This window comes from Paenibacillus sp. AR247 (genome assembly GCF_002968895.1).
GTDB lineage: Bacteria > Bacillota > Bacilli > Paenibacillales > Paenibacillaceae > Paenibacillus_AQ > Paenibacillus_AQ favisporus.
Genome location: NZ_PCZT01000025.1, coordinates 78236 through 97574, shown reverse-complemented (window position 1 = coordinate 97574; position 19339 = coordinate 78236). Strand labels below are relative to the sequence as shown.

The 19339-nt window shown below is 52.8% G+C and carries 21 protein-coding genes and 2 pseudogenes; 15 read left to right on the top strand and 8 right to left on the bottom strand.

The window, feature by feature from the left end; all coding sequences use genetic code 11:
* From CPT76_RS33125 to CPT76_RS33110, 4 genes and pseudogenes are all read left to right on the top strand, one after another.
* Window positions 1–228 (top strand): annotated as a pseudogene (locus CPT76_RS33125) (DNA mismatch repair protein MutT); the annotation flags it as partial.
* 87 nt (window positions 229–315) lie between these two features.
* Entirely contained in the window at window positions 316–771 is a 456-nt protein-coding gene (locus tag CPT76_RS33120; protein WP_105445922.1) for a hypothetical protein, read from the top strand.
* Between the two features lie 16 nt (window positions 772–787).
* A complete protein-coding gene (locus CPT76_RS33115; RefSeq protein WP_105445921.1) occupies window positions 788–1228 on the top strand; it encodes a hypothetical protein in 441 nt (146 codons plus the stop codon).
* 56 nt (window positions 1229–1284) lie between these two features.
* The gene (locus tag CPT76_RS33110; RefSeq protein ID WP_105445920.1) at window positions 1285–1761 is read left to right on the top strand and encodes an SRPBCC family protein; all 477 of its coding nucleotides are present in this window, start codon (window positions 1285–1287) and stop codon (window positions 1759–1761) included.
* 52 nt (window positions 1762–1813) lie between these two features.
* Here CPT76_RS33110 and CPT76_RS33105 read toward each other — a convergent pair whose 3' ends face one another.
* Window positions 1814–2731 (bottom strand): aldo/keto reductase, encoded by a 918-nt coding sequence (locus CPT76_RS33105; RefSeq protein WP_076173321.1) that lies wholly within the window; start codon window positions 2729–2731, stop codon window positions 1814–1816.
* Window positions 2732–3154: 423 nt separating this feature from the next.
* Here CPT76_RS33105 and CPT76_RS33100 point away from each other — a divergent pair, with 423 nt between their 5' ends.
* Window positions 3155–3730 (top strand): dihydrofolate reductase family protein, encoded by a 576-nt coding sequence (locus CPT76_RS33100; protein WP_105445919.1) that lies wholly within the window; start codon window positions 3155–3157, stop codon window positions 3728–3730.
* A gap of 64 nt (window positions 3731–3794) precedes the next feature.
* On the opposite strand, the gene CPT76_RS33095 is transcribed toward CPT76_RS33100, so the two are convergent.
* Entirely contained in the window at window positions 3795–4142 is a 348-nt protein-coding gene (locus CPT76_RS33095) for a winged helix-turn-helix transcriptional regulator (RefSeq protein WP_105445918.1), read from the bottom strand.
* A 192-nt stretch (window positions 4143–4334) separates the two neighbouring features.
* Here CPT76_RS33095 and CPT76_RS33090 point away from each other — a divergent pair, with 192 nt between their 5' ends.
* The 4 genes from CPT76_RS33090 to CPT76_RS33075 all read left to right on the top strand — a co-directional run bounded on the left by CPT76_RS33090 (window position 4335) and on the right by CPT76_RS33075 (window position 7723).
* Complete coding sequence (locus tag CPT76_RS33090; RefSeq protein WP_105445917.1) at window positions 4335–5273, top strand: alpha/beta fold hydrolase; 939 nt, start codon at window positions 4335–4337, stop codon at window positions 5271–5273.
* The gene (locus tag CPT76_RS33085; protein ID WP_105445916.1) at window positions 5270–5785 is read left to right on the top strand and encodes a dihydrofolate reductase family protein; all 516 of its coding nucleotides are present in this window, start codon (window positions 5270–5272) and stop codon (window positions 5783–5785) included. The genes CPT76_RS33090 and CPT76_RS33085 overlap by 4 nt, the downstream gene beginning before the upstream one ends.
* A gap of 273 nt (window positions 5786–6058) precedes the next feature.
* Window positions 6059–6625 carry a histidine phosphatase family protein gene (locus CPT76_RS33080; RefSeq protein WP_105445915.1) on the top strand — a complete coding sequence of 189 codons (567 nt, stop codon included), beginning with the start codon at window positions 6059–6061 and terminating at the stop codon, window positions 6623–6625.
* A gap of 129 nt (window positions 6626–6754) precedes the next feature.
* Window positions 6755–7723 (top strand): phosphotransferase family protein, encoded by a 969-nt coding sequence (locus CPT76_RS33075; protein WP_105445914.1) that lies wholly within the window; start codon window positions 6755–6757, stop codon window positions 7721–7723.
* A 60-nt stretch (window positions 7724–7783) separates the two neighbouring features.
* Here CPT76_RS33075 and CPT76_RS33070 read toward each other — a convergent pair whose 3' ends face one another.
* Entirely contained in the window at window positions 7784–8365 is a 582-nt protein-coding gene (locus CPT76_RS33070) for a TetR/AcrR family transcriptional regulator (RefSeq protein ID WP_105445913.1), read from the bottom strand.
* Window positions 8366–8664: 299 nt separating this feature from the next.
* On the opposite strand from CPT76_RS33070, the gene CPT76_RS33065 reads away from it, so the two are divergent.
* Window positions 8665–9897, top strand: coding sequence for an MFS transporter (locus tag CPT76_RS33065; protein ID WP_105446061.1), 1233 nt, complete (start codon window positions 8665–8667; stop codon window positions 9895–9897).
* A 23-nt stretch (window positions 9898–9920) separates the two neighbouring features.
* Here CPT76_RS33065 and CPT76_RS33060 read toward each other — a convergent pair whose 3' ends face one another.
* Entirely contained in the window at window positions 9921–10505 is a 585-nt protein-coding gene (locus CPT76_RS33060; RefSeq protein WP_105445912.1) for a hypothetical protein, read from the bottom strand.
* 94 nt (window positions 10506–10599) lie between these two features.
* Between CPT76_RS33060 and CPT76_RS33055 the strand changes: the two genes are divergently transcribed.
* The gene (locus CPT76_RS33055; RefSeq protein WP_105445911.1) at window positions 10600–11301 is read left to right on the top strand and encodes an aminotransferase-like domain-containing protein; all 702 of its coding nucleotides are present in this window, start codon (window positions 10600–10602) and stop codon (window positions 11299–11301) included.
* Window positions 11302–11386: 85 nt separating this feature from the next.
* Here the strand turns inward: CPT76_RS33055 and CPT76_RS33050 are convergent, their stop codons facing one another.
* Window positions 11387–12046, bottom strand: a complete 660-nt coding sequence (locus tag CPT76_RS33050) for a peroxiredoxin-like family protein (protein WP_105445910.1) — start codon at window positions 12044–12046, stop codon at window positions 11387–11389.
* A gap of 109 nt (window positions 12047–12155) precedes the next feature.
* Complete coding sequence (locus CPT76_RS33045; RefSeq protein WP_258169041.1) at window positions 12156–13037, bottom strand: helix-turn-helix transcriptional regulator; 882 nt, start codon at window positions 13035–13037, stop codon at window positions 12156–12158.
* Window positions 13038–13252: 215 nt separating this feature from the next.
* Here CPT76_RS33045 and CPT76_RS33040 point away from each other — a divergent pair, with 215 nt between their 5' ends.
* Together CPT76_RS33040 and CPT76_RS33035 are read left to right on the top strand one after the other, a co-directional pair.
* Entirely contained in the window at window positions 13253–14173 is a 921-nt protein-coding gene (locus tag CPT76_RS33040) for an aminoglycoside phosphotransferase family protein (protein ID WP_105445908.1), read from the top strand.
* Between the two features lie 76 nt (window positions 14174–14249).
* Window positions 14250–15017, top strand: coding sequence for an AAA family ATPase (locus tag CPT76_RS33035; protein WP_105445907.1), 768 nt, complete (start codon window positions 14250–14252; stop codon window positions 15015–15017).
* A 53-nt stretch (window positions 15018–15070) separates the two neighbouring features.
* On the opposite strand, the gene CPT76_RS33030 is transcribed toward CPT76_RS33035, so the two are convergent.
* Complete coding sequence (locus CPT76_RS33030) at window positions 15071–16303, bottom strand: cytochrome P450 (protein WP_105445906.1); 1233 nt, start codon at window positions 16301–16303, stop codon at window positions 15071–15073.
* Between the two features lie 227 nt (window positions 16304–16530).
* On the opposite strand from CPT76_RS33030, the gene CPT76_RS33025 reads away from it, so the two are divergent.
* Window positions 16531–17052 carry a PadR family transcriptional regulator gene (locus CPT76_RS33025; RefSeq protein WP_105445905.1) on the top strand — a complete coding sequence of 174 codons (522 nt, stop codon included), beginning with the start codon at window positions 16531–16533 and terminating at the stop codon, window positions 17050–17052.
* A gap of 101 nt (window positions 17053–17153) precedes the next feature.
* Complete coding sequence (locus CPT76_RS33020) at window positions 17154–18008, top strand: GNAT family N-acetyltransferase (RefSeq protein WP_105445904.1); 855 nt, start codon at window positions 17154–17156, stop codon at window positions 18006–18008.
* A 148-nt stretch (window positions 18009–18156) separates the two neighbouring features.
* Here the strand turns inward: CPT76_RS33020 and fabV are convergent.
* A pseudogene (fabV, locus tag CPT76_RS33015) lies at window positions 18157–19324 on the bottom strand (enoyl-ACP reductase FabV).
* Between the last annotated feature and the right edge of the window lie 15 nt (window positions 19325–19339).

Sequence of the window (19339 nt, the reverse complement as noted above, 5' to 3'; positions counted from 1 at the left end):
GCCAGTGGTCAGCAGGTGATCCTGTTTCATTTTGTCGGCGAAGCAGCGGGTGACGCTTTAAGAATACAGAATGATGAAATTATGGGATGGCCGTGGGTTGCCATCGATACGCTGCTCCATCAGCCGGATGAACAGCTGCGGGAAGCGAAAGTCATCAAGCAGATCACCAGGCGGTTGTTACGGAAAGAGTTCTACCCGCTTGACGTATTTCATGGAATGATTCGGTGAGTATCATGGAAATAGAGTAGCATAGTAGTAATGAACGAAAGAGGCTGTCTTTTGGCAGAACCATCTTGTAACCGTTAGGAGAGCAGCATGAAGCTAATGCCTGAATACGCCCACGATATTATCGTTGGTGTGGTTTTTCGAAACCAGTGGAGCTGGTACATAACGGAGAGTGAATACTGGTTTTTGAATGTGGAAATGGAAGACCGCTTCGGTATTGAAGTGCTGGATGAAACCACGGCAGCTGAATTTTTTCGTCTTATCGCGGACTTTCGAGTGTCTTCAACGGAGCTCTCTCAAATGCTCGTGGATTTGCAGGACTCTTTTCAGCATCAAGACGAGGTTCTCGAGTTTGTTCCGGCGCTTTACGTCCATTTCGATGATCGCTTGCTGTATTCGCTGTTCCCGGAACCGATGTCCTTCGAGCATTATGTCCCCGAGGGATGGGTTGGGGAATATCGTGATTTTTTGGAACTGGTGCCGGAAGCGGAACGGTATTGGATGATCCAGGGGAAGAACTTTTTCAATACGATGCCGCAATGGTAAGCAGGGGAGGGAGCTTTTGATATACATTTTAGAGGAACCCCGCAGCAGAACTTATGAGGGTTTGATCTCGATGGCATTCCGTGTGTGCGATGAATTTATTCTAGTCAAAAAGGATCAACTAACGCTAACGCCTGCAACGGAGGCGCTGGCCGAACGATTAAAGCCTTACGTCAAAACGGTCAAGAAGCAGGACGCTTGGCCGGGAACCCAACTGTTTGGTCATTATGCTGATGTATATTATTTTGATTGCCAGCCGCCATTGGAGAAGCTGATCTTGGAGTCCGCTGATGGCCTGTATGAATGGGTGTGGCCGAATTTGTTGGAGGATTTATGTTTTTTTAAAGGCGGTCAGCCTTGGCTTGTTAATATCGCCCATGAGCATGAAGCGTGGATCAAAACGGATGACCGGGAGGAAATTTTGCAATTTAGAGGGATCGAAGGATTGATGTTGTACTAGCTTTTAGGAGTTCAGTTCAGTACACTACTTTAAACCATCATGACAGGATGAACGGTATGTCGACGATACGAGAAGAAATGATGATATATGCCCCGATCGACGTCTGCTTTGACGCTTCCCGGAATGTGGATGACCACTCCCGAACGGTCTGGCCGCACACCAACGAGCGGGTTGTTGCCGGAAGGATGAGTTGTTTACTTGAAGCCGGGGATATAGTGGTGTTCGAAGCAAGGCACTTTGGGATTCGGCAGCGGCTGACCTCGAAGGTGTCCGAGATGGATAAGCCCTATTCTTTTACCGACGAGATGCAAAAGGGGGCCTTTCGCCATCTGACTCACCGCCATGAATTTGAGGAGGTTGCCGTAGGAACGCTGGTCAGGGACATTCTCGATTTCAGCGCTCCGTTCGGATGGGTTGGGCGGATGTTTGATGCGCTCGTGTTGGAAAAATACATGAGGGCCTTTATCCGCTACCGTCAACGGACGCTCAAGGCACTCATCGAAAACGAAAACAGCCCCAAGTCGTCGACTTGAGGCTGCTTCTGTTTTGCCGTCCGTACATACGAGCGGCCGTTATGCACATGATTTATGGCAAAATGTTACCGGCTGCGCGGTAAATTTCGTACCATTCTTCGCGGGTCAAGGTCACATCGCTTGCTTTGATGCAGTCCTGAAGACGCTCAAGGTTCATCGTGCCGATGACCGGCTGCATGTTGGCCGGATGGCGGAGGAGCCACGCAATAGCGATGGTCGTATTGGTTACGCCGTATTTACCGGCAATTTCGTCGATCTTCTTGTTCAATTCCGGGAATTTGTCGTTTCCAAGGAACACGCCTTCGAAGAAGCCGTATTGGAAAGGCGACCAAGGCTGAACCGTAATGTCGTTCAGTCTGCAGAAATCCAGCACGCTGCCGTCACGATTCACGGCCGATTCATTTTCCATGTTCACATTAATGCCGGCGGAAATCATGGTGGCGTTCGTGATGCTGAGCTGCAGCTGGTTGGCTACAATCGGCTGCTTCACGAATTTTTTCAGCAGTTGGATTTGCATCGGGTTCTGGTTGGATACGCCGAAATGGCGCACTTTGCCGGAGGATTCCAGCTGCTCGAACGCTTCAGCAACCTCTTCAGGTTCAACCAGTGCATCCGGACGGTGCAGCAGCAGAACATCCAGGTAGTCGGTTTTCAGTCTTTTCAGAATCCCGTCTACCGAATTCAGGATATGCTCCTTGGAAAAGTCGAACATGCCCTGACGGATACCGCATTTGGATTGAAGAATGATTTGCTCACGGACGTCGCTGTTCATATGGATGGCGTCTGCGAAAATTTCCTCGCATGTACCGCCGCCATAGATATCGGCATGGTCAAAGAAATTGGCTCCTTGCTCCAGTGCCGTTTGTACGAAACGCTCCGCTTCGTTTTTGTCCAGGGAGTTGATGCGCATGCAGCCTACTGCAACTACAGGTACTTCCAAGCTGCTGCTGCCAAGCTTAATCGTTTTCATGAATCCTGTCCTCCGTATTCATATGGGTTTGGATGTTTCGACTCCAACACGAAAGTTCCGGCTTCCTGCTGAAGTTTCCTCTAGTAAGCGTGATCTAGTGATGAATAGTTTTGCAGACAGTCCCCTGTTTATAATGACACCGCGTGTGGCAGGATTCAAGTCTTTTTATGAGGATAATAGCAGATTATGAGTTTATGGCGGGAAACTGGAGGAAATAAAGAGATAAGAAACCCTTTCCAGTGACTAAAAAGCTGGGATCCGAAGTGTATTCATAGGCTAGGGAACAGAGGGTCACTTAAACACGGTATCGTCATTAAGCTAACGGACAGCATAAATTAGCAATCCATAATAAACAGCCTGGACTGAAATGTTGTAGAGTGGAGTTAATGGTAAGCATAACACTTGAACAAAGGAGAATTGAAGATGAGAAAACTTGTTTTATTTTTGCATTCATCGCTTGACGGTTTTGTAGAAGGGCCAAACGGCGAAATGGACATTGGCTGGGTTTCCTACGATGCAGATTTGGAGAAACACGCGAAAGAAATTCTGAGTACTGCCGACACGGTCATTTGGGGACGTGGGACTTATCAGATGATGTACAACTACTGGCCAACTGTGCCTTCGAATCCAACAAGTACACAGCATGAACTGGATCATGCCGAGTGGATCGAAAAGACAGCCAAAGTCGTCTTTTCCACGACGCTGGAGAATGTCGAATGGAACAATTCCAGACTGGTGAAAGAAGATGTCGAGGAAGAGATCAAGAACCTCAAACAGCAGCCAGGCAGAGATATGGTCATCCTTGGTAGTCCTAGGTTCGCGCACTACCTTATGGGGCTTGATTTAATTGATGAGTATAAGATCACGGTTTCTCCTGTCCTGGTCGGCAGCGGGCTGCGGTTATTCCAAGGCATCAAAGAGAAGACCAACCTTAAACTTATCGAGAACAAAACTTTTGATTCTGGGGCGATTGGTCTCGTTTACCAGGCGGTTAGATAACCTTGTTTCGTAGATTAGCATGCTTTTTTAACAACCCCTTCCATTTGGAAGGGGTTTGTTGTATTTAGGCTTGGGCTTCCTGCAATTCCGTTGTATGCGCCGTTGGACAGGGCTGCTCGGCCCACTCCCGCATGGCGGCAAAGATCGGCTGAAGGCGCCGGCCTTTATCCGTAAGCTCATATTCCACATGCAGCGGCACTTCTGAAAAAATGGTCCGCGTGACGATGTGATTCTCCTCCAGGAGGCGCAGCCGGTCGGTCAGCGTTTTCGGGCTGATGGGATGCAGGGAGCGTCGCAGCTCCCCGAAACGATTTAACCCGTTGAACAGGTCGCGCAGAATCAGGAGCGTCCATTTTCCCTCCAGCAATTCGATGACCGGGGTAATCGTATCCGGACATTTGGGATCGATCATGATGAAACCCTCCTAGTTCATTTTTTGAAACTAGTGCACTTAAATGTAACTACTTTTCAAATGTACCACAGTCGACTAATCTTAGGAAAGGGAACGGATTCCAGAAAATTCCGGTCCCGACCCATAATCGATTATCGGGCTTGCTGGATCCAAGTCTTGGAATATACCAATTGAGAAGATAGGAGAAATATCATGCAAAGACCCTTTGAGGTAGACGCTTCGGAATATCCGTTTCAGGATCATTGGCTGCCTTACCGGGACGGTGCGATTCATTATATCGATGAAGGCGAGGGGCCGGTTGTCGTGCTCCTGCATGGCAACCCCACATGGTCTTATTTGTACCGGAATGTGATCCAAGAGCTGAGCGGCCAGTGCCGGCTGATCGCGCCGGATTATCCTGGCTTCGGGATGTCGAAGGCTCCTACGGGCTATGGATTTACACCCCAGGAGCATGCGGAAGCAGTGACGGCATTGATCAAACAGCTGGATCTGCAAAATGTAGTCCTCGTCGTTCAGGATTGGGGCGGACCGGTTGGGCTCCATTATGCGGTGCATCACCCTGACAACGTATGCGGCATCGTCCTCATGAATACATGGGCGTGGCCGGCCAAGATCTTGCCGATGAAGCTGTTTTCGATGGCCATGGGAGGCTGGCCGCTCGGATACTGGCTTCAGACCCGGCGGAACTTTTTTGCCCATACGATTGTGCCCGGCGGCATTCACCATAAGGAGAAGGTCACGGCAGCCTTGAGGAAGGCGTATACCGATCCTTTTCCTACCCCGGCGCTTCGCAAACCGACCTGGGTGTTTCCCAGAAGCATTCGCAAAGCCGGGCCTTGGCTGGCTGAAATTGAATCCAGACTGCCTCTGCTGGCGGAGATTCCTGCGCAAATTTTGTGGGGACTGAAGGACAGTGCCGGTTTTCCGGTAGAGGAAATGCAGCGCTGGCAGGGCATTTTGCGAATGCACGAAACGGAAGCTTTGAGCGATGCATCCCATTATGTGCAGGAGGACCGCCCGGACCGGGTGGCGGCGTCCATCCGCAGAGTGCTGGAAAGAACAAATGGCGCAGGGAAGAGGCCGAATACGATTAAATATACAGAAACGAAATCGAGGAGGATATCCATATGAAAACGATTCTTTGGGCGGCGCTGTCCGCCAACGGAAACTATGCGCAGTCGGGGCCTGACAACCCGCCGAAGCCGGAAGCTCTGGCCGATTTTGCGGCCCATGCCGGACAATCGGGGAACTTTATCGTGGGGCGCAGAACCTTTGAGGGGATGCAGGCCGGCGGCGGTGGAGCAGCCTTTGAAGGGCTTGATATCGTGGTTGTCACCAAGCGTGTCAAGGAGATCGCAGGCGTGACGGTCGTGAGCTCTCCCGAAGAAGCACTGCAGTATCTCGCGAGCCGGGGGCATTCCACCGCGCTTTTGGCGGGAGGGGCCGATTTGCATAATGCTTTTCTGGGAAGCGGGCTTGTCGATGAGCTGGTGTTCAATGTAGCTCCGGTGCTGGAAGGAAAAGGGCTGAACCTGGTCACGGACCAACATGAGTATCAATTTAAGGATGTGGAGCTGCTGGATTGCAAACCGCTGGGATCCGGTGTGGTGCAGCTGCATTATGCGGTCTCGGGTTCGTCATAGATGCAGTGTAAGTGTAAAAATAAGCGGACGATAAGGAAAGCTTCTTCCTGATGCATCGGGAGGAAGCTTTCTCTTTTTTGTAGGGACGATAGTGAGGCAGGGGCATTTTACGTACTTGCCCCCATCATCAATTTATATAAGCAGTTTTTGTTATTTAAAAATGGTGAGTCTGCGGCCTAAAATCCATGCTAAAATAGATCCACATCACAACGGACATCGGAGAACGAAATATAAGTGTAAGCTCATATCCTTTTTTGAATCGGGGGAATCAGAGTGGAAGTCGTATTTGTCCGTCATGGGCACGGGGAGCATTTGCTGGATTATCCTAACCAACTGAACATGCTGCATCCCGGGTTAACGCTGTATGGAGAGTCACAGGTGAAAGAGCTGCGGGGGCGTTTATTGCTGAACGGTAATGAGCAGGTTGTCGTCAGCCCGACTAAACGTACCATCGAAACGGCGAGGATCTTACTGTCAGACGGTCCTTTTGTGATCTCTCCGCTGGCAGGGCCGCGCATGTTCCCGCAAGATCCTTCGTATTCGCCCTTCGTCTGCGATCAAATCTATTCGAAGGAGGAGATTCGCGAGACGGTTCCAGATGCCGTGATCGTGGATTTTGGCTTGGACCTTTGGGAAGAAGGGATCAACCGCATCGGACAGGAAGCATTCGAGACCTATGGGAGGCAGCTGCTGGATTGGTGCAAGGCACAGGCGGAACGTGTTATCATCGTTTCCCATGACGGGACGATTACGAATTATCGCATGCTCCTTGGCGAACAGGGGCTGACCCGGGAGGACTTTCTGGGAGAAGCGGGCGTATACCAGGCGAGGTATGAATAAGACATCGATCGTTTACAAATCAGGGCTCGTCGGAATCTGAACCGAAAAAATATATGGACGGACCAAGCGAGCTTTGACGCATGGGACTTCGAATACATCGGTTTGTAAAAGCCGTAGGGGGAGTTTTTAATGTACAACCTGAGCCAATTCGTTCTGCCGAACGGAACGCTGAGCGGAGAGGGGCTGTGGAAGCGAGAGACCTTGTACCAAGGCATGAACGGCAAATTCGTGGAACGGTTCTACCCGGATCGGCAGCACAGCTACATTTTCAAGCCGCTGACCAACGGGGAGAGCGTGGACCGGGAAGCCTGGATTTACCGGCATATGCTGTCCGGCTTTCCGGACATTTACCCGGCGCTGCTCGCCTCTTCGGAGGAAGGAGCCGGGGAGGAGGGATGGTCGATTTTTGAAGACCTTGGCCCCCTTCGCCATGAGTACGATGTAGAAACTGCCATGAAAGTGGTACAGCAGATCGCCTGGTGGCATGCGCTGCCGGAGGAGCGCCGGGAAGGTTTGAGCGGGTCGGGGCCTAAGCCGCAGATCGAGCAGATCGCCGCCGATCTCATGAACAGACGGGATGAGGCTGTGGCGGTTATGAACGAAATCGGCGAGCCCTGGGAGCTGGACGGCATGATACTCAGCTTTTCGGAGGGCCGGGCACTCCCGAAAATAAAGGTGGTATCCCACGGGGACCTGCATCTGGGCAACTATGCCGTTGCGGCTGACGGCCGCTTGTACATCATGGATTGGGAGCATGCCCACCTGAATACCCCGTTCTGGGACCTATATCATCTCATCGACATGTCGCATCCCTTGTTTCCGAAACAGGTGACCGCTGCAGATCGGGAAAAGCTCCTGACTTATTATGTAGCTCAGTCGGCGCTGTATGGCGTGGAGTGGGACCTTGGCGATTTTATCCGCGATTACTGCCGCTTCGCGACTGTGTTCTCCATTTGGATGCTGCTCCTGATTTCAGGCGACTTGAAACGGGGAGACAGCGTCTGGCCGCAGGACCGGCTGTTGGCGCAAAAGGAAGAAGCGATCGCCGGTTTAAAAGGATGCCTGACGAGCCTATCGCTCGAGCGGGACTCGGCTTAATCTGCTGTTCCAAGGCTTTCCCCCTGAGCACAACACTACTGCCGGTTCCGTTCATGCATCTTATTGAATCAACGTGAGAATGACCTCAACCGAATGATCGACAAAGGAACGCTCCGGGCGGGCTTTCATCATCACCGTCAGACCGATCAAGGAGACGACCAAGGTCTGTGCCAGGGACTTGGCGTCCACACCGGTGTGCAGTTCGCCTGAACGGAGCCCACGTTCGATCACCTCCTGAAAAATCGCCGCCAAATACATCTCGTGCTCCCGTGTCAAAATCTCAAATTTTTCATCATGTGGAGCCATCTCCACCATCGTATTAATGCAGAAGCATCCGCGGTTCTGTGGGTCAGCATAAGACTCATCGACAATCCCCGCAAAATAACGTCTGAAGGCTTCCTTAACGGATTCGCCGTGCAGAAGCACGCCTCTGGCCTGCGCCGCATGCGCGGCGGTATATTTCCGCAGAGCCGCTTCAAACAGCTCCTTCTTATCCCCGAACGTGGAGTAAATGCTTGGGCGCTGAATGCCCATTCCCGCCGTCAGATCGCTTAAGGACGTTGCCTCATAGCCTTTACTCCAAAATATATGCATGGCGTCTTCTAGCGCCTGATCCACATCGAATTCACGCTGCCTAACCATTTTCGGCACCTCATTTCATATCGATCGGTATGTTTAGATTGTAGGATATTCCTCCCCTTCTGTCAATTCGGTCAGCCAAGATCCGTGATCGGACTAGCCTATAAAATTTTGCGTAATCCGTTAAATTCAGGCCCAATAACAAATTCGATCCATATACCTCTTGACAGCACTTTGCTCGGGAAGGTAAGGTAAGCACAAATCATTATGTACCGATTGGTATGTTATGATAATTGAAGGATCGGGAGGGGTTCGTTGTGAACAACCTGCAGGAAACCGAATCGATGGTAACAGGAGAAAGGATGGGGGAGGAAAAGGAAAAGAGGGCCGCCGTTCCAACCGCCGCAACGGCTGCATCCGTGCAGCCGATAACCCGCTGGACAGCGCTGCTGTTTGCCGCAGCATGCGGTTTGGCGGTCGCCAACGTCTATTACGCCCAGCCGCTGCTGGATTCATTGGCGGCACAGTTCGGGATTTCGCATTCGTCGGTCGGGATGGTCATTACCGTTACGCAGATTTGCTATGCCATAGGTTTGATGCTGCTCGTTCCGCTGGGAGATTTGTTGAACCGCCGCAGGCTAATTCCGGGCATGATGCTGATATCCGTGGCTGCACTGGTCGTCGTAGGTACGGCGGCTAACCGGGGCATTCTGCTTGGAGGGATGGCGATCGTCGGGCTTTTGGCCGTGGTCACGCAGGTGCTGGTTGCTTATGCCGCGATGCTGGCGGCCCCCGAAGCACGAGGGCGGATCGTCGGCGTGGTCACGAGTGGGGTGGTGATCGGGATTCTATTGGCCCGAACATTCGCCGGCCTGCTAACGGATGCCGCCGGCTGGCGCTCCGTCTACCTGGCGTCTGCGGGTCTGATGCTGATCGTGGCCTGCATTCTGCTTAAGGTGCTGCCGGGAAGGGACCCGGAAAAGGCTTCGCTGAACTATCCTCAGCTGCTTCGGTCGGTGCTGGGTCTGTACGTGCAGGAGCGGATCCTGCGTGTTCGCGCCGTGTTGGCGCTGCTTATTTTTATGGCGTTCAGCATATTGTGGACCTCGCTGGTGCTGCCGCTCAGCAGTCCGCCGCTCTCCCTGTCGCACACCGTGATTGGGGCGTTCGGACTTGCCGGGGCCGCCGGGGCCCTCGCGGCGGCAAGAGCCGGACGGCTGGCCGACCGGGGTCTGGGACAGCGTACCACAGGTGTCGCCTTGGTGCTGCTGCTCTTCTCATGGCTTCCGATCCGATATACGGAGCACTCGCTGCTGTCCTTGATCCTGGGCATCCTTTTGCTCGATATGGCGGTACAGGCCGTCCATGTGACGAACCAGAGCATGATTCTGAGCGTACGCCCGGAAGCCCGCAGCCGATTGACTGCGGCTTACATGACGTTTTACTCGATCGGCAGCGCCACGGGTTCCATCGCCTCGACGAGCATGTATGCCCGATTCGGCTGGGACGGGGTGTGCATGCTCGGGGCAGGCGTCAGTGCGTTTGCGCTTTTATTCTGGGCCTGGACCCGGCGAAGCGGAGAAAAGAAAGGGTGAGGTCCTACTAAAAATCCAAGCGGTCAGGCACAAACGACATTGCCGCAGTACTCGCATTCTTTTTCCCGCTCCGTACCCAAAAACACCCTTGCACCGCACCCTGGGCATTCGACGGTTTTCGGAGAGGAGGATTGACCCGAAACAGGGGACTGAAACCCCGAAGGCCGTCCATAATCGTTTTCATCAGAGGCAGAGTCCTCTTCATCATACTCTTCATCATACTCGTCATCGTACTCTTCATCGTACTCGTCATCGTATTCTTCTTCATACTCTCCGTTGAGGTAATCCTCAAGCGCCTGTTGTTGGATGTAGACGGTTCCGTTGATAACTCTGCCTTCCGGGAGGAGCCCTTCCTCAAACATAAACGTCAAATCCCGGGTGACATCGGCGGGGGATGTCTGTGAAAGGCTGCGAATTTGCTCAACGGAGATCAGGCGCATGCTTACAACGGCTTCCTGATAGACCTGAAGCAGGGAGCCGAATTTTTTATCGAGCCTATGGCCGACCAGGAAAAAGATCAGGGTAGGAAGAAACCAATATATCGCCAGAACAATCCCTGAAGTCAAATAATCAATCTGTTCCTCTTCTCCAAACGTATCGTAGGTCAAATGAGAATGATCATGATGGAACGGCCGGCGCGGACATCGTGCCGGTTCCGGTGGATGCCCATGGGCTGCGGGTTCAGGATATTCCCGGCCAGGCCTGCCCCCATCTGTTTTTGTCACGCCGTCGCATCAGTTTCCATTCGGCAGCATCTTATCCATCGGGCGGCGGATGGAACTGCTGGAGTATGCGCGTAATACCGGTTGCTACATTATTGAGGATGATTATGACAGCGAGTTTCGTTATGCAGGCATGCCGGTCCATGCGTTAAGGGAGCTGGATGCGGAGCGGGTGATCTACATCGGCACCTTTAGCAAAAATCTGTTCCCGGCGCTTCGCATCGGCTATATGGTTCTGCCTCAGGACTTGGTTGCGCCCATAGAAGGGATCAAGCGGCTTATGGATATGCATACGCCTACGTTGGATCAGGCCATCCTGGCGCGGTTTATCGCGGATCAGCATTTACAGCGCCATGTCACCCGCATGAAGCGGGTATACAGCCGGAGAAGAAAGCTGCTGATCCGCAGTCTGAGCGAAACGTTCGGGAACCGGATTCTGGTGAGCGGCGACGCCGCGGGACTGCATTTGATCGCAGAATTTTCTGGGCATATTTTTGACGAGGAACGGGTCCAAGCATTGGCGGAAGGGGGTGTCCGGGTCTATCCGGCCGAAAAGTATGCCATCGTGAAAGGGAGGTTCGAGGACCGGCTGATTATGGGATTCGGCGATGTAGCCGAGCCGCAGATTCCAGAGGGAGTCCGGCGGATAGCAGAGGTGCTGAGGGAACTGGGAGAACAATGAAACAGCCCGAGAATGACCCTATAGGTCGTTCCGGGCTGTTTTTTGTACAGCGTGAGCGTCTCTAATCTCGCCGGAAAGGCTTCCGTTAGATGCTTTCCGCGAACTGCACCACTTCCTCCGGCTCAGCCCGCGTCCGGTAATCCGGGTCTACGCTGGCATAACGGATCACGCCCTGCGAATCGATGACGTAAGTGGCGGGCACGGGAAGCTCCCACGAATCGTCACCGTTGAATTGGTCCAGGGGAAAACCGAGGGAACGGTACACCTGCTGCACGTCTTCTGCCAGACGGAAGGTCAGCCGGTATTTCTCCGCCACCTTGTTGTGCAGGTCGCTTAGAACATGATAACCGAGTCCGTTTTTTTCCTGCATGGACAAGGAGTGATCCGGCGTTTGGGGACTAATGGCCAGCAGCCGGGCTCCAGCCTCATGAATACGGTCCAGAAGCCGCTGGTAGGCCCTTAATTCCAAATTGCAAAACGGGCACCATGCTCCGCGGTAAAAGGTCAGAATGACCGGACCGTGCGCGAATTCTTCAGATAACGTAACGGGGTCACCTGTCTGATTGCTTAACGTAAAATCGGGTGCGTCATCTCCAACCATCAGGCCGCGTGCGGCACCGGATGTGCGTAAGTCCTCCACGGAGCGCTCGAACGCTTCGGTAACGGCTGCGGGCAGCACTTCCAGGCCGTGCCGGGTTGTTGCCGCCAGTTCGTCATTCAGCTTCAATTGGGGTGAATTGGACATATCTTCACTCTCCCTTGTCAGATATGCGCTCATCATATCGTGACCGGAGAATGCAGCACTACCAGTAGAAGGAGCCGGGTGCTGGTTGGCGGGATTTTTTTGTGAGGCGTTACGATTTCCTGATCAGCGTACCCGGGTTCATGCCGTACTTCCCGCGGAACGCCTCGGCAAAATAACTGGGATTGGAATAACCTACCGACACGGATACGTCGATGACGCTGGCCTCGGGCTCTTGAAGCAGGCGGTATGCTGTTTCCAGCCGAGCCTCCCTCAAATATCCGAACACGGTGCTGCCGTACCGGACCTTAAAGCCGGTCTTCAGCTTGAATTCGTTCAGGCCGATGAGGCGGGAGAGCTCCGATAAGGATGGCGGGTGACTCATTCTATCCAGTATGATTTCCCTCGCCCGTTCCAGCTTGGACAGATCCGTTCTGGACAGGCCGGAGGGCCTCTGTTCCCTGCCAAAAAGCATCGAACGGAACGCATGGGACAGCAACTCCAAAATTCGGCACTCCATTTCTATGCCCAGCGAATCCGGCCGGGCAGAGGCTTCCATCATCTGCTGCAGGAGGTAGGCCGAAGCAGGATCATAGGCTTCCTGGATCACCCGATATGGCAGCGTTCCGATAATCTGATGAAAATCCAAGCCCCGGGTGCCCTCGCCATTTTCCATGAAATGATGGAAGGCGGTGACGGGAATGGCGATGCTCATCATTTGAAACGGCTGATTTTTGGAAAAAGGCATGCGGGCTTCCGCCGGGTTGGCAAACTGGAGGCTCCAGCTGCCCGGCTTCATCTCGAACTCCCTGCCGGACACCTCAACTCTTCGGTAGCCTTGAACACAGCAGCTCAGCTCGACCATCGGCACCCTTGTGTGCAGGGATACAGTATAGTCATCGTTCAAACGAAAATCGACTGCCGCCATCCCTAAATCCTGCCGGGGAGCCAGGCGCTGCACCGTTCCTTCTCCCATCCATGAATGAAGGTTCATACGTTCGTACCGGCGCCCTGATGAACCATGCATCTGTAAACCATCAAAGAACTGCCTAAAATTGTGGTGAACGTCAGGCAATGCCATTTCCTTTGCACCCATTTCCTGTATATTTGTGATACCATTATACGGCTATAGCGTTGGGATCTCTATATGGTGGATGGTGCGGAGAAGAGGAGAACGACGTGATAACGGATGGACGGAGGGGGAGAGGGATGGATCCGATCGAGGAGCGGATTCGGAAGTTACTCGCCGAAATCAGGGAGCAAGTTGGGTATGGCCGGGCTGAGCCACTTGAGAAGGGATTTTCGGACGCGCGGAAATTTGTGTTGTATCAGGAGGATACCCCGGTGTACCTGCTTCGGATACATGAAGGAAGCACGTATGCCAGACAGCGGATGGAGTTCGAGCTGCTCCGAAAGCACGAAGCGAATCAGGTCCGCTGCTCCAAGCCGCTGGTGGCGGGCCTGGCTGGGCATCTTGACCTCTGCTATTTGCTGCTGTCCTACATCCCTGGCGTTAGCGGGGATGAAGTTTTGCCCGGATTAGCGCCGGAAGCTCAACTTCAGCAGGGGGCGGCAGCCGGAAGAGAATTAAGAAAGATCCATCAGGTCACTCCTGAGGTCCCTATAAACTGGGCGGCCCGGTGTGCAGAAAAATACAGGCAGAAAAGGGAGAAGGTGCGGGAAATGGACCTTCGTTTTCATCGGCAGAACGAATTGGAGAGCTACATCGACGATCACCTGGAGCTGCTTGAAAAGAGTCCGGTAACCTTCCAGCATGACGATTTTCACCCGTCGAACCTGATCTTTCAACATGGATGCCTTGCCGGTGTGATCGACTTTGGCCGGTTTGACTGGGGAGACCCGTGGGAGGAATTTTTCAAACTGCCAAAGTATACCTGCCAGGTCAGCCCGTATTTCGCCAAGGGCCAAGTCCACGGATATTTCCAAGATGGCATTCCGGATAACTTTTGGCCGAAATACAACCTGTTTGTGGCGCTGAACCAGCACGCGACCTTGATCGGGGGCATCCAACATGATAGAGTTCAGGAAACGCTGGAAAAGATCGAGCGGACGATCAACACGCATGACTTTCAAAACGGGGGGCCGCCGGCGTGGTACCGCCTGCAATAAGGAGGACGGGGCGGGCCTCTACGTCAAGGAAGGATTTAAATATATGATTTTCTGATGGAAAGGAGCAGATCGATTCATGCTGGATGCACGTTCTTTATATTTGCGGAGCGTGATGCTGAGGAGAGAGGAGGTGCCGTCCTTTCGTGCGTATCCCTTCAGCCTGCCGGCTGTCCATGATTTTCACAGCTTGTCGTTTCAACAGCCGGTGACGTTTATCGTCGGCGAAAACGGATCGGGCAAGTCCACCCTGCTGGAAGGGATGGCGGTCGCCTGGGGATTTAATCCCGAAGGAGGCACGATTAATTTCTCCTTTGAGACGATGTCCTCCCACTCGGATCTGCATCGGTACATGCGGCTCGTGCGCGGCGTTGTCCGGCCGAAGGACGGTTTTTTCTTCCGGGCGGAGAGCTATTATAATGTGGCGACGAATATCGACCAGTTGGATGCGGATATGGACGTGCCTCAACCATTCATCAGAGATTCCTATGGAGGCAAGTCGCTGCATGAGCAGTCCCATGGGGAGAGCTTCTTTGCGACGTTTATGCATCGGTTTGGGGGAAGGGGCCTGTACCTGATGGACGAGCCGGAGGCCGCACTCTCTCCCTTGAAGCAGCTGTCCATGCTGTCGCGGATCCACCAGTTAGTGAAAAAGCGGTCGCAATTCATTATCGCCACGCATTCGCCGATCCTGATGTCGTATCCCCATGCTGAAATTTGGCTGCTGGACGATCAAGGCATGCGCCCGGTGAAGCTGGAGGATACGGACCATTACGTGATCACCCGAAAAATGATGGAGAGCCCGGGGCAGATGCTGGACATTTTGCTGGAGGAGGATCCTGAATAGCCAACAACAGAAGCCGCCCCCGATTACCGGAAGCGGCTTTTCATATACCAATCTTAGGCCCGCTTGACCCGCACAGGTAGGCTTACCAGCCCTTGGCCGGCAGCGGAAGGCGTCAAATTCTCTTCCAGCTGGAAGCCGGGAACCGGCTCGATCATCTCAAAGTAATCCATAAACAGCTCCAGCCCGATATTCGCCTCAAGGCGTGCCAGCGGCGCGCCCATGCAGAAATGCGGACCATTCCCGAAGGTCAGATGCCTTTTGGCGTTCGGACGGTAGATGTTCACGGTGAAGGGGTCTTCAAACACCTGTTCATCCATGTTGGCGGCGCTCATCCAGGCGACGACGACATCACCCTTTTTCAAATCGACGCCGAGCACGTTGTTATCCTGCTTGACGGTACGGTCCATTTTGGAAATATTGAAGCGGTAACGCAGCATTTCCTCTACGGTGTTTGGAACCAGCTCCCGGTTCGCCCGGACTTCCCCGTAGATCTGATCGTTATCGTACAGGAACGAATAGAACGAGTTGGCGAGCAGATGGCTTGTCGTTTCTACGCCAGCGCCCAGCAGGAACATCGTGGTGCGGACGATCTCGTCATCCGTGAACCGTTCTCCTTCCACATCGGCTTGGATCAAATCGGAAATAATGTCATCGCCGAGCTGGGATCTTTTCTGAACAATATAAGGAAAAAGGTAAGTATAGTACTCCGTGGCAGCCTGGCGTTTCAATTCGCCGATTTCGGCTGCCTTGTCTTTGTTATACGGAAGAAACAAGGTATCTACCCACTCTTTGAACAGCAGGCGGTCTTTGGAAGGCACCCCGAGCAGATCCGCCATCACAATGACGGGCAATGCGCCGGTAAAATCCTTGACCACGTCGATGACCGGAGCATCTCCCATCTCATCTAGCAGCTGGCGGACGACCTCGTGAATCCGCGGCTCCCACAGCTTCAAGCTTCGCGGCGTAAAAGCGGCGGACAGCAGGGAACGGCGTTTCCGATGCTCCGGCGGATCGGCATTGATCGTGTTGATTTTGTCGTTTCCCCGGCCTTCGTCATTGTCGGCGCCGACGCTGATCGTCGTCCGCGTTCTCACACTGGAGAAATACTCATAATCGCTGAGCACCCGTTTAACATCGTCGTAGCGGAATACGTTCCAGGTATTCGTGGCTTCGTTGTAACTGATCGGCTCGTTCTGCAGCTTGTCCCGGTACCAATCGTACGGGTTGAATTCTTCGGATCGTGATCGAAACTGGGTGATATCGGCCAAAGCAATGATTTCTTGCATTCCATTCCCTCCCGTGTTGAAGAATAGTAGGTGACTTCATGCTTAAAATATCATATGTTAATTTAACATATTGGCCGAAGGGGAGCCACTGCCCAACGCCCCATGACTTTGGGTGCAGTAGGAAATGCGGAGTTTGTCGGAATTCGTTGAAGTACCATAACCGAATTGGTATGCTATTAAATACATAAACCCGGACAGCGGTCAAATCAGACGAGAGGGCAGGATCTATGTATATCGACTTACTCATTTTAATCCAGATTGAAAAATCCCCCAAACACGGGTACGAAATCAAAAAAGAGATCCAAAAAGACCTCGGCTATTTGATGGATGTGAATCATAACCTGCTGTACCCGGCGCTGCGCCGATTTACGTCGGAAGGGGCCATTATCCGAAAGCGTCATGAGCAGGAGGGTCGGCCCAGCCAGTACGTGTACGAAATTACCGATGTGGGAAGGGCAAAAATCGCCGAGCTGATCAACGCTTTTACCGAAAAGGACGCCAAGCATGAAATTGAGTTCATGATCCGGGTATCCCTGTTTGACCGTATTTCCCGTGAGAATCGGCTGAGGATTCTGGATATGCGCAAAAAGGACCTCGAATCCCTCTTGGCCGGCATTCAGCAGCGTCAGGAAGGAAGCGTGGCTCATGACATGTTCCTGAATGAGGTTCTTCAGCAAACGATATCGCGGGTTGTAGGGGAGATCAGCTGGATCGACGAGCTGATTCGTAAGACGATGAGTGATGAATGAAGAAATTATAGGACATACCTTCGGGAGGATCGGAGATCCCAATTAGGGATGGGCAGATATCCTGATATTTAGATTATTCGGTGAAAAAGGTGGCAGAACATGTGGATACCGAAACAATAGATGACATTCTCGGGTTGATTGCCTATATCTCGCCACAAGCAAGGGATTATGTGGAGCTGGCTGTTCGGAATGAAAAACTTGATGTTATCTATCATAAAGCAACAGAGCAGGAACATGGTGTTTTTTGTATCGTCGAGGATGATCAATGTGTTATTGCATATTTTTCATTCATACAGGAAACGGATTCTAATGCCCTCCTTGATCTCATTGCGAAAACCATGACTCCTTACCTTCAGCAGACTGGCATCAAGGAGCTGTGCTTCAATTTATACGGAGAGAACGTCCGGGCGATTCATTTCGTCCGTCAATTGGGCTTTCGAACGGATATGGAGGGCTATCATTTGTATTATGACGGGCCCCATGAACCCGATCTATCTAATACGGATCTCATCGTAAATACATATGAAGCGAGTATGCTGACTGCTTTGGCCGACTTATTTGACAGGGCATACGCCGCATTGAATGTAGAAAACGGCTGGCCACTGGACGAACACCGCATGAATATAAGTTTGTTTCATGAGAGGTTGGAAGATAAGGTCCGAAATGATGAGTTTCGTTCGTTTTGGAAAGAGGGAACTCTGATTGGAGCTTATATTATTTCTGGTGAGTATATCCAGGACATCGTTGTAGCACCGGATCAGCAAAACCGCGGATATGGCAGTGTCATCCTTACTCACTGCATCCGGCATATGATGGGTAAACAGATCCCAAAAATCTATTTGCGTATCGCGAAATCCAATCAGGGTGCCAAAAGGCTGTACGAGAGGCATCAATTTAAAGTAGTGTCTAGCTTTGCGGAACATACCTGGAGAGCAACAAAAAAGGATAGCGTATAAAAAACCAAAGGCAGCCCGGATTCACCGGCTGCCTTTCTTTAGAGATCAGAAAGTATAAGTTTCCGAGGCAAAACATCCTGATCTCGCAAGAAAAACTTCCCCTTAACGCGGTCTGTCTTCTTTGAAGGTACGTCGATAGACGTTTTTCTTACCTTACGTTTAAAAGGGATACGTCCGGATTCGTGTCCTTGGTGTAGTCGATGCCGTTCATCTCAAATCCGAACAGCTGGAAAAACTCGCGGCGGTACTCTTTCAGATCCGTCAGCTCATATACATTATTCGTTGTGACCTGATCCCAGATCCGGGCCACTTCCTGCTGGACATCCGGACGCAGTTCCCAATCGTCGATGCGGATTCGGCCCGCCTCGTCTACAGGCGTTCCACCCTCGTGGTACAGCTTGTCGGCAAACAGGCGGTACGACTGCTGGATCGTATTTTCGTGAATGCCCTTTTCCTTCATTACTTTGTAGAGTGCGGCAATGTACAGAGGGAAGACCGGAACGGCAGCAGCGGACTGGGTGACCAGGGCTTTGCTGACGACGACGAAAGATTTTCCGCCCAAGGCGGACAGCTCACGGGTCAGCCGCTGCGCGGTTGCCTCCAGATCCTCCTTGGCTTTGCCGATGGTGCCTTCCCGGTAGATGGCCCGGGTAAGCTCCGAGCCGATATAGGAGTAGGCGATGGTCACCGCTCCGTCGGCCAGGAGGTCCGCCTGCCGAAGCCGGTCGATCCAGCGCTGCCAATCGGCTCCACCCATCACGGCGATCGTTTGGTCGATGTCGTCGCCTTCCGCCGGTTCGGTCGTGACTTGGTCTGTCACTTCGCCGGTATGAAAGTTCACGGCCTTGCCGGTGAAGGGAGCCCCGATCGGCTTCAGAACCGAGTTGTACGTCTTGCCGCTGTCCGGGTCGGTACGCCGGGACGAAGCTACGCTGTACACGACGAGGTCCACTTGGCCGAACTGCTTGGCAATCGTGTCCATGACGCGGTCTTTCGTCTCATCCGCAAAGGCATCGCCTGTAATGCTGACGGATGTCAAGCCGGCTTCAGCGGCCCGCCGCTCAAAAGCCGCCGAATTGTACCAGCCCGCCGATGCGGTTCGCTTGTCCCGGGCGGAGCTGGGCCGGAAGACGCCTATGGTGGCGGCTCCCGCCCCAAAAGCGGCGGTGATCCGGGCCGACAGGCCGTACCCTGTGGAGGCTCCGATAACCAAGACCCGTTTTGGGACCGTTCAAATTTGGGCTGCTGCTGTATGTAATCGATCTGCTCCTGCACCTGCTTGGACGTCAGCCCTCTGGATGCGCCGTCGTGCAGATGAAACCCGCGTGTTT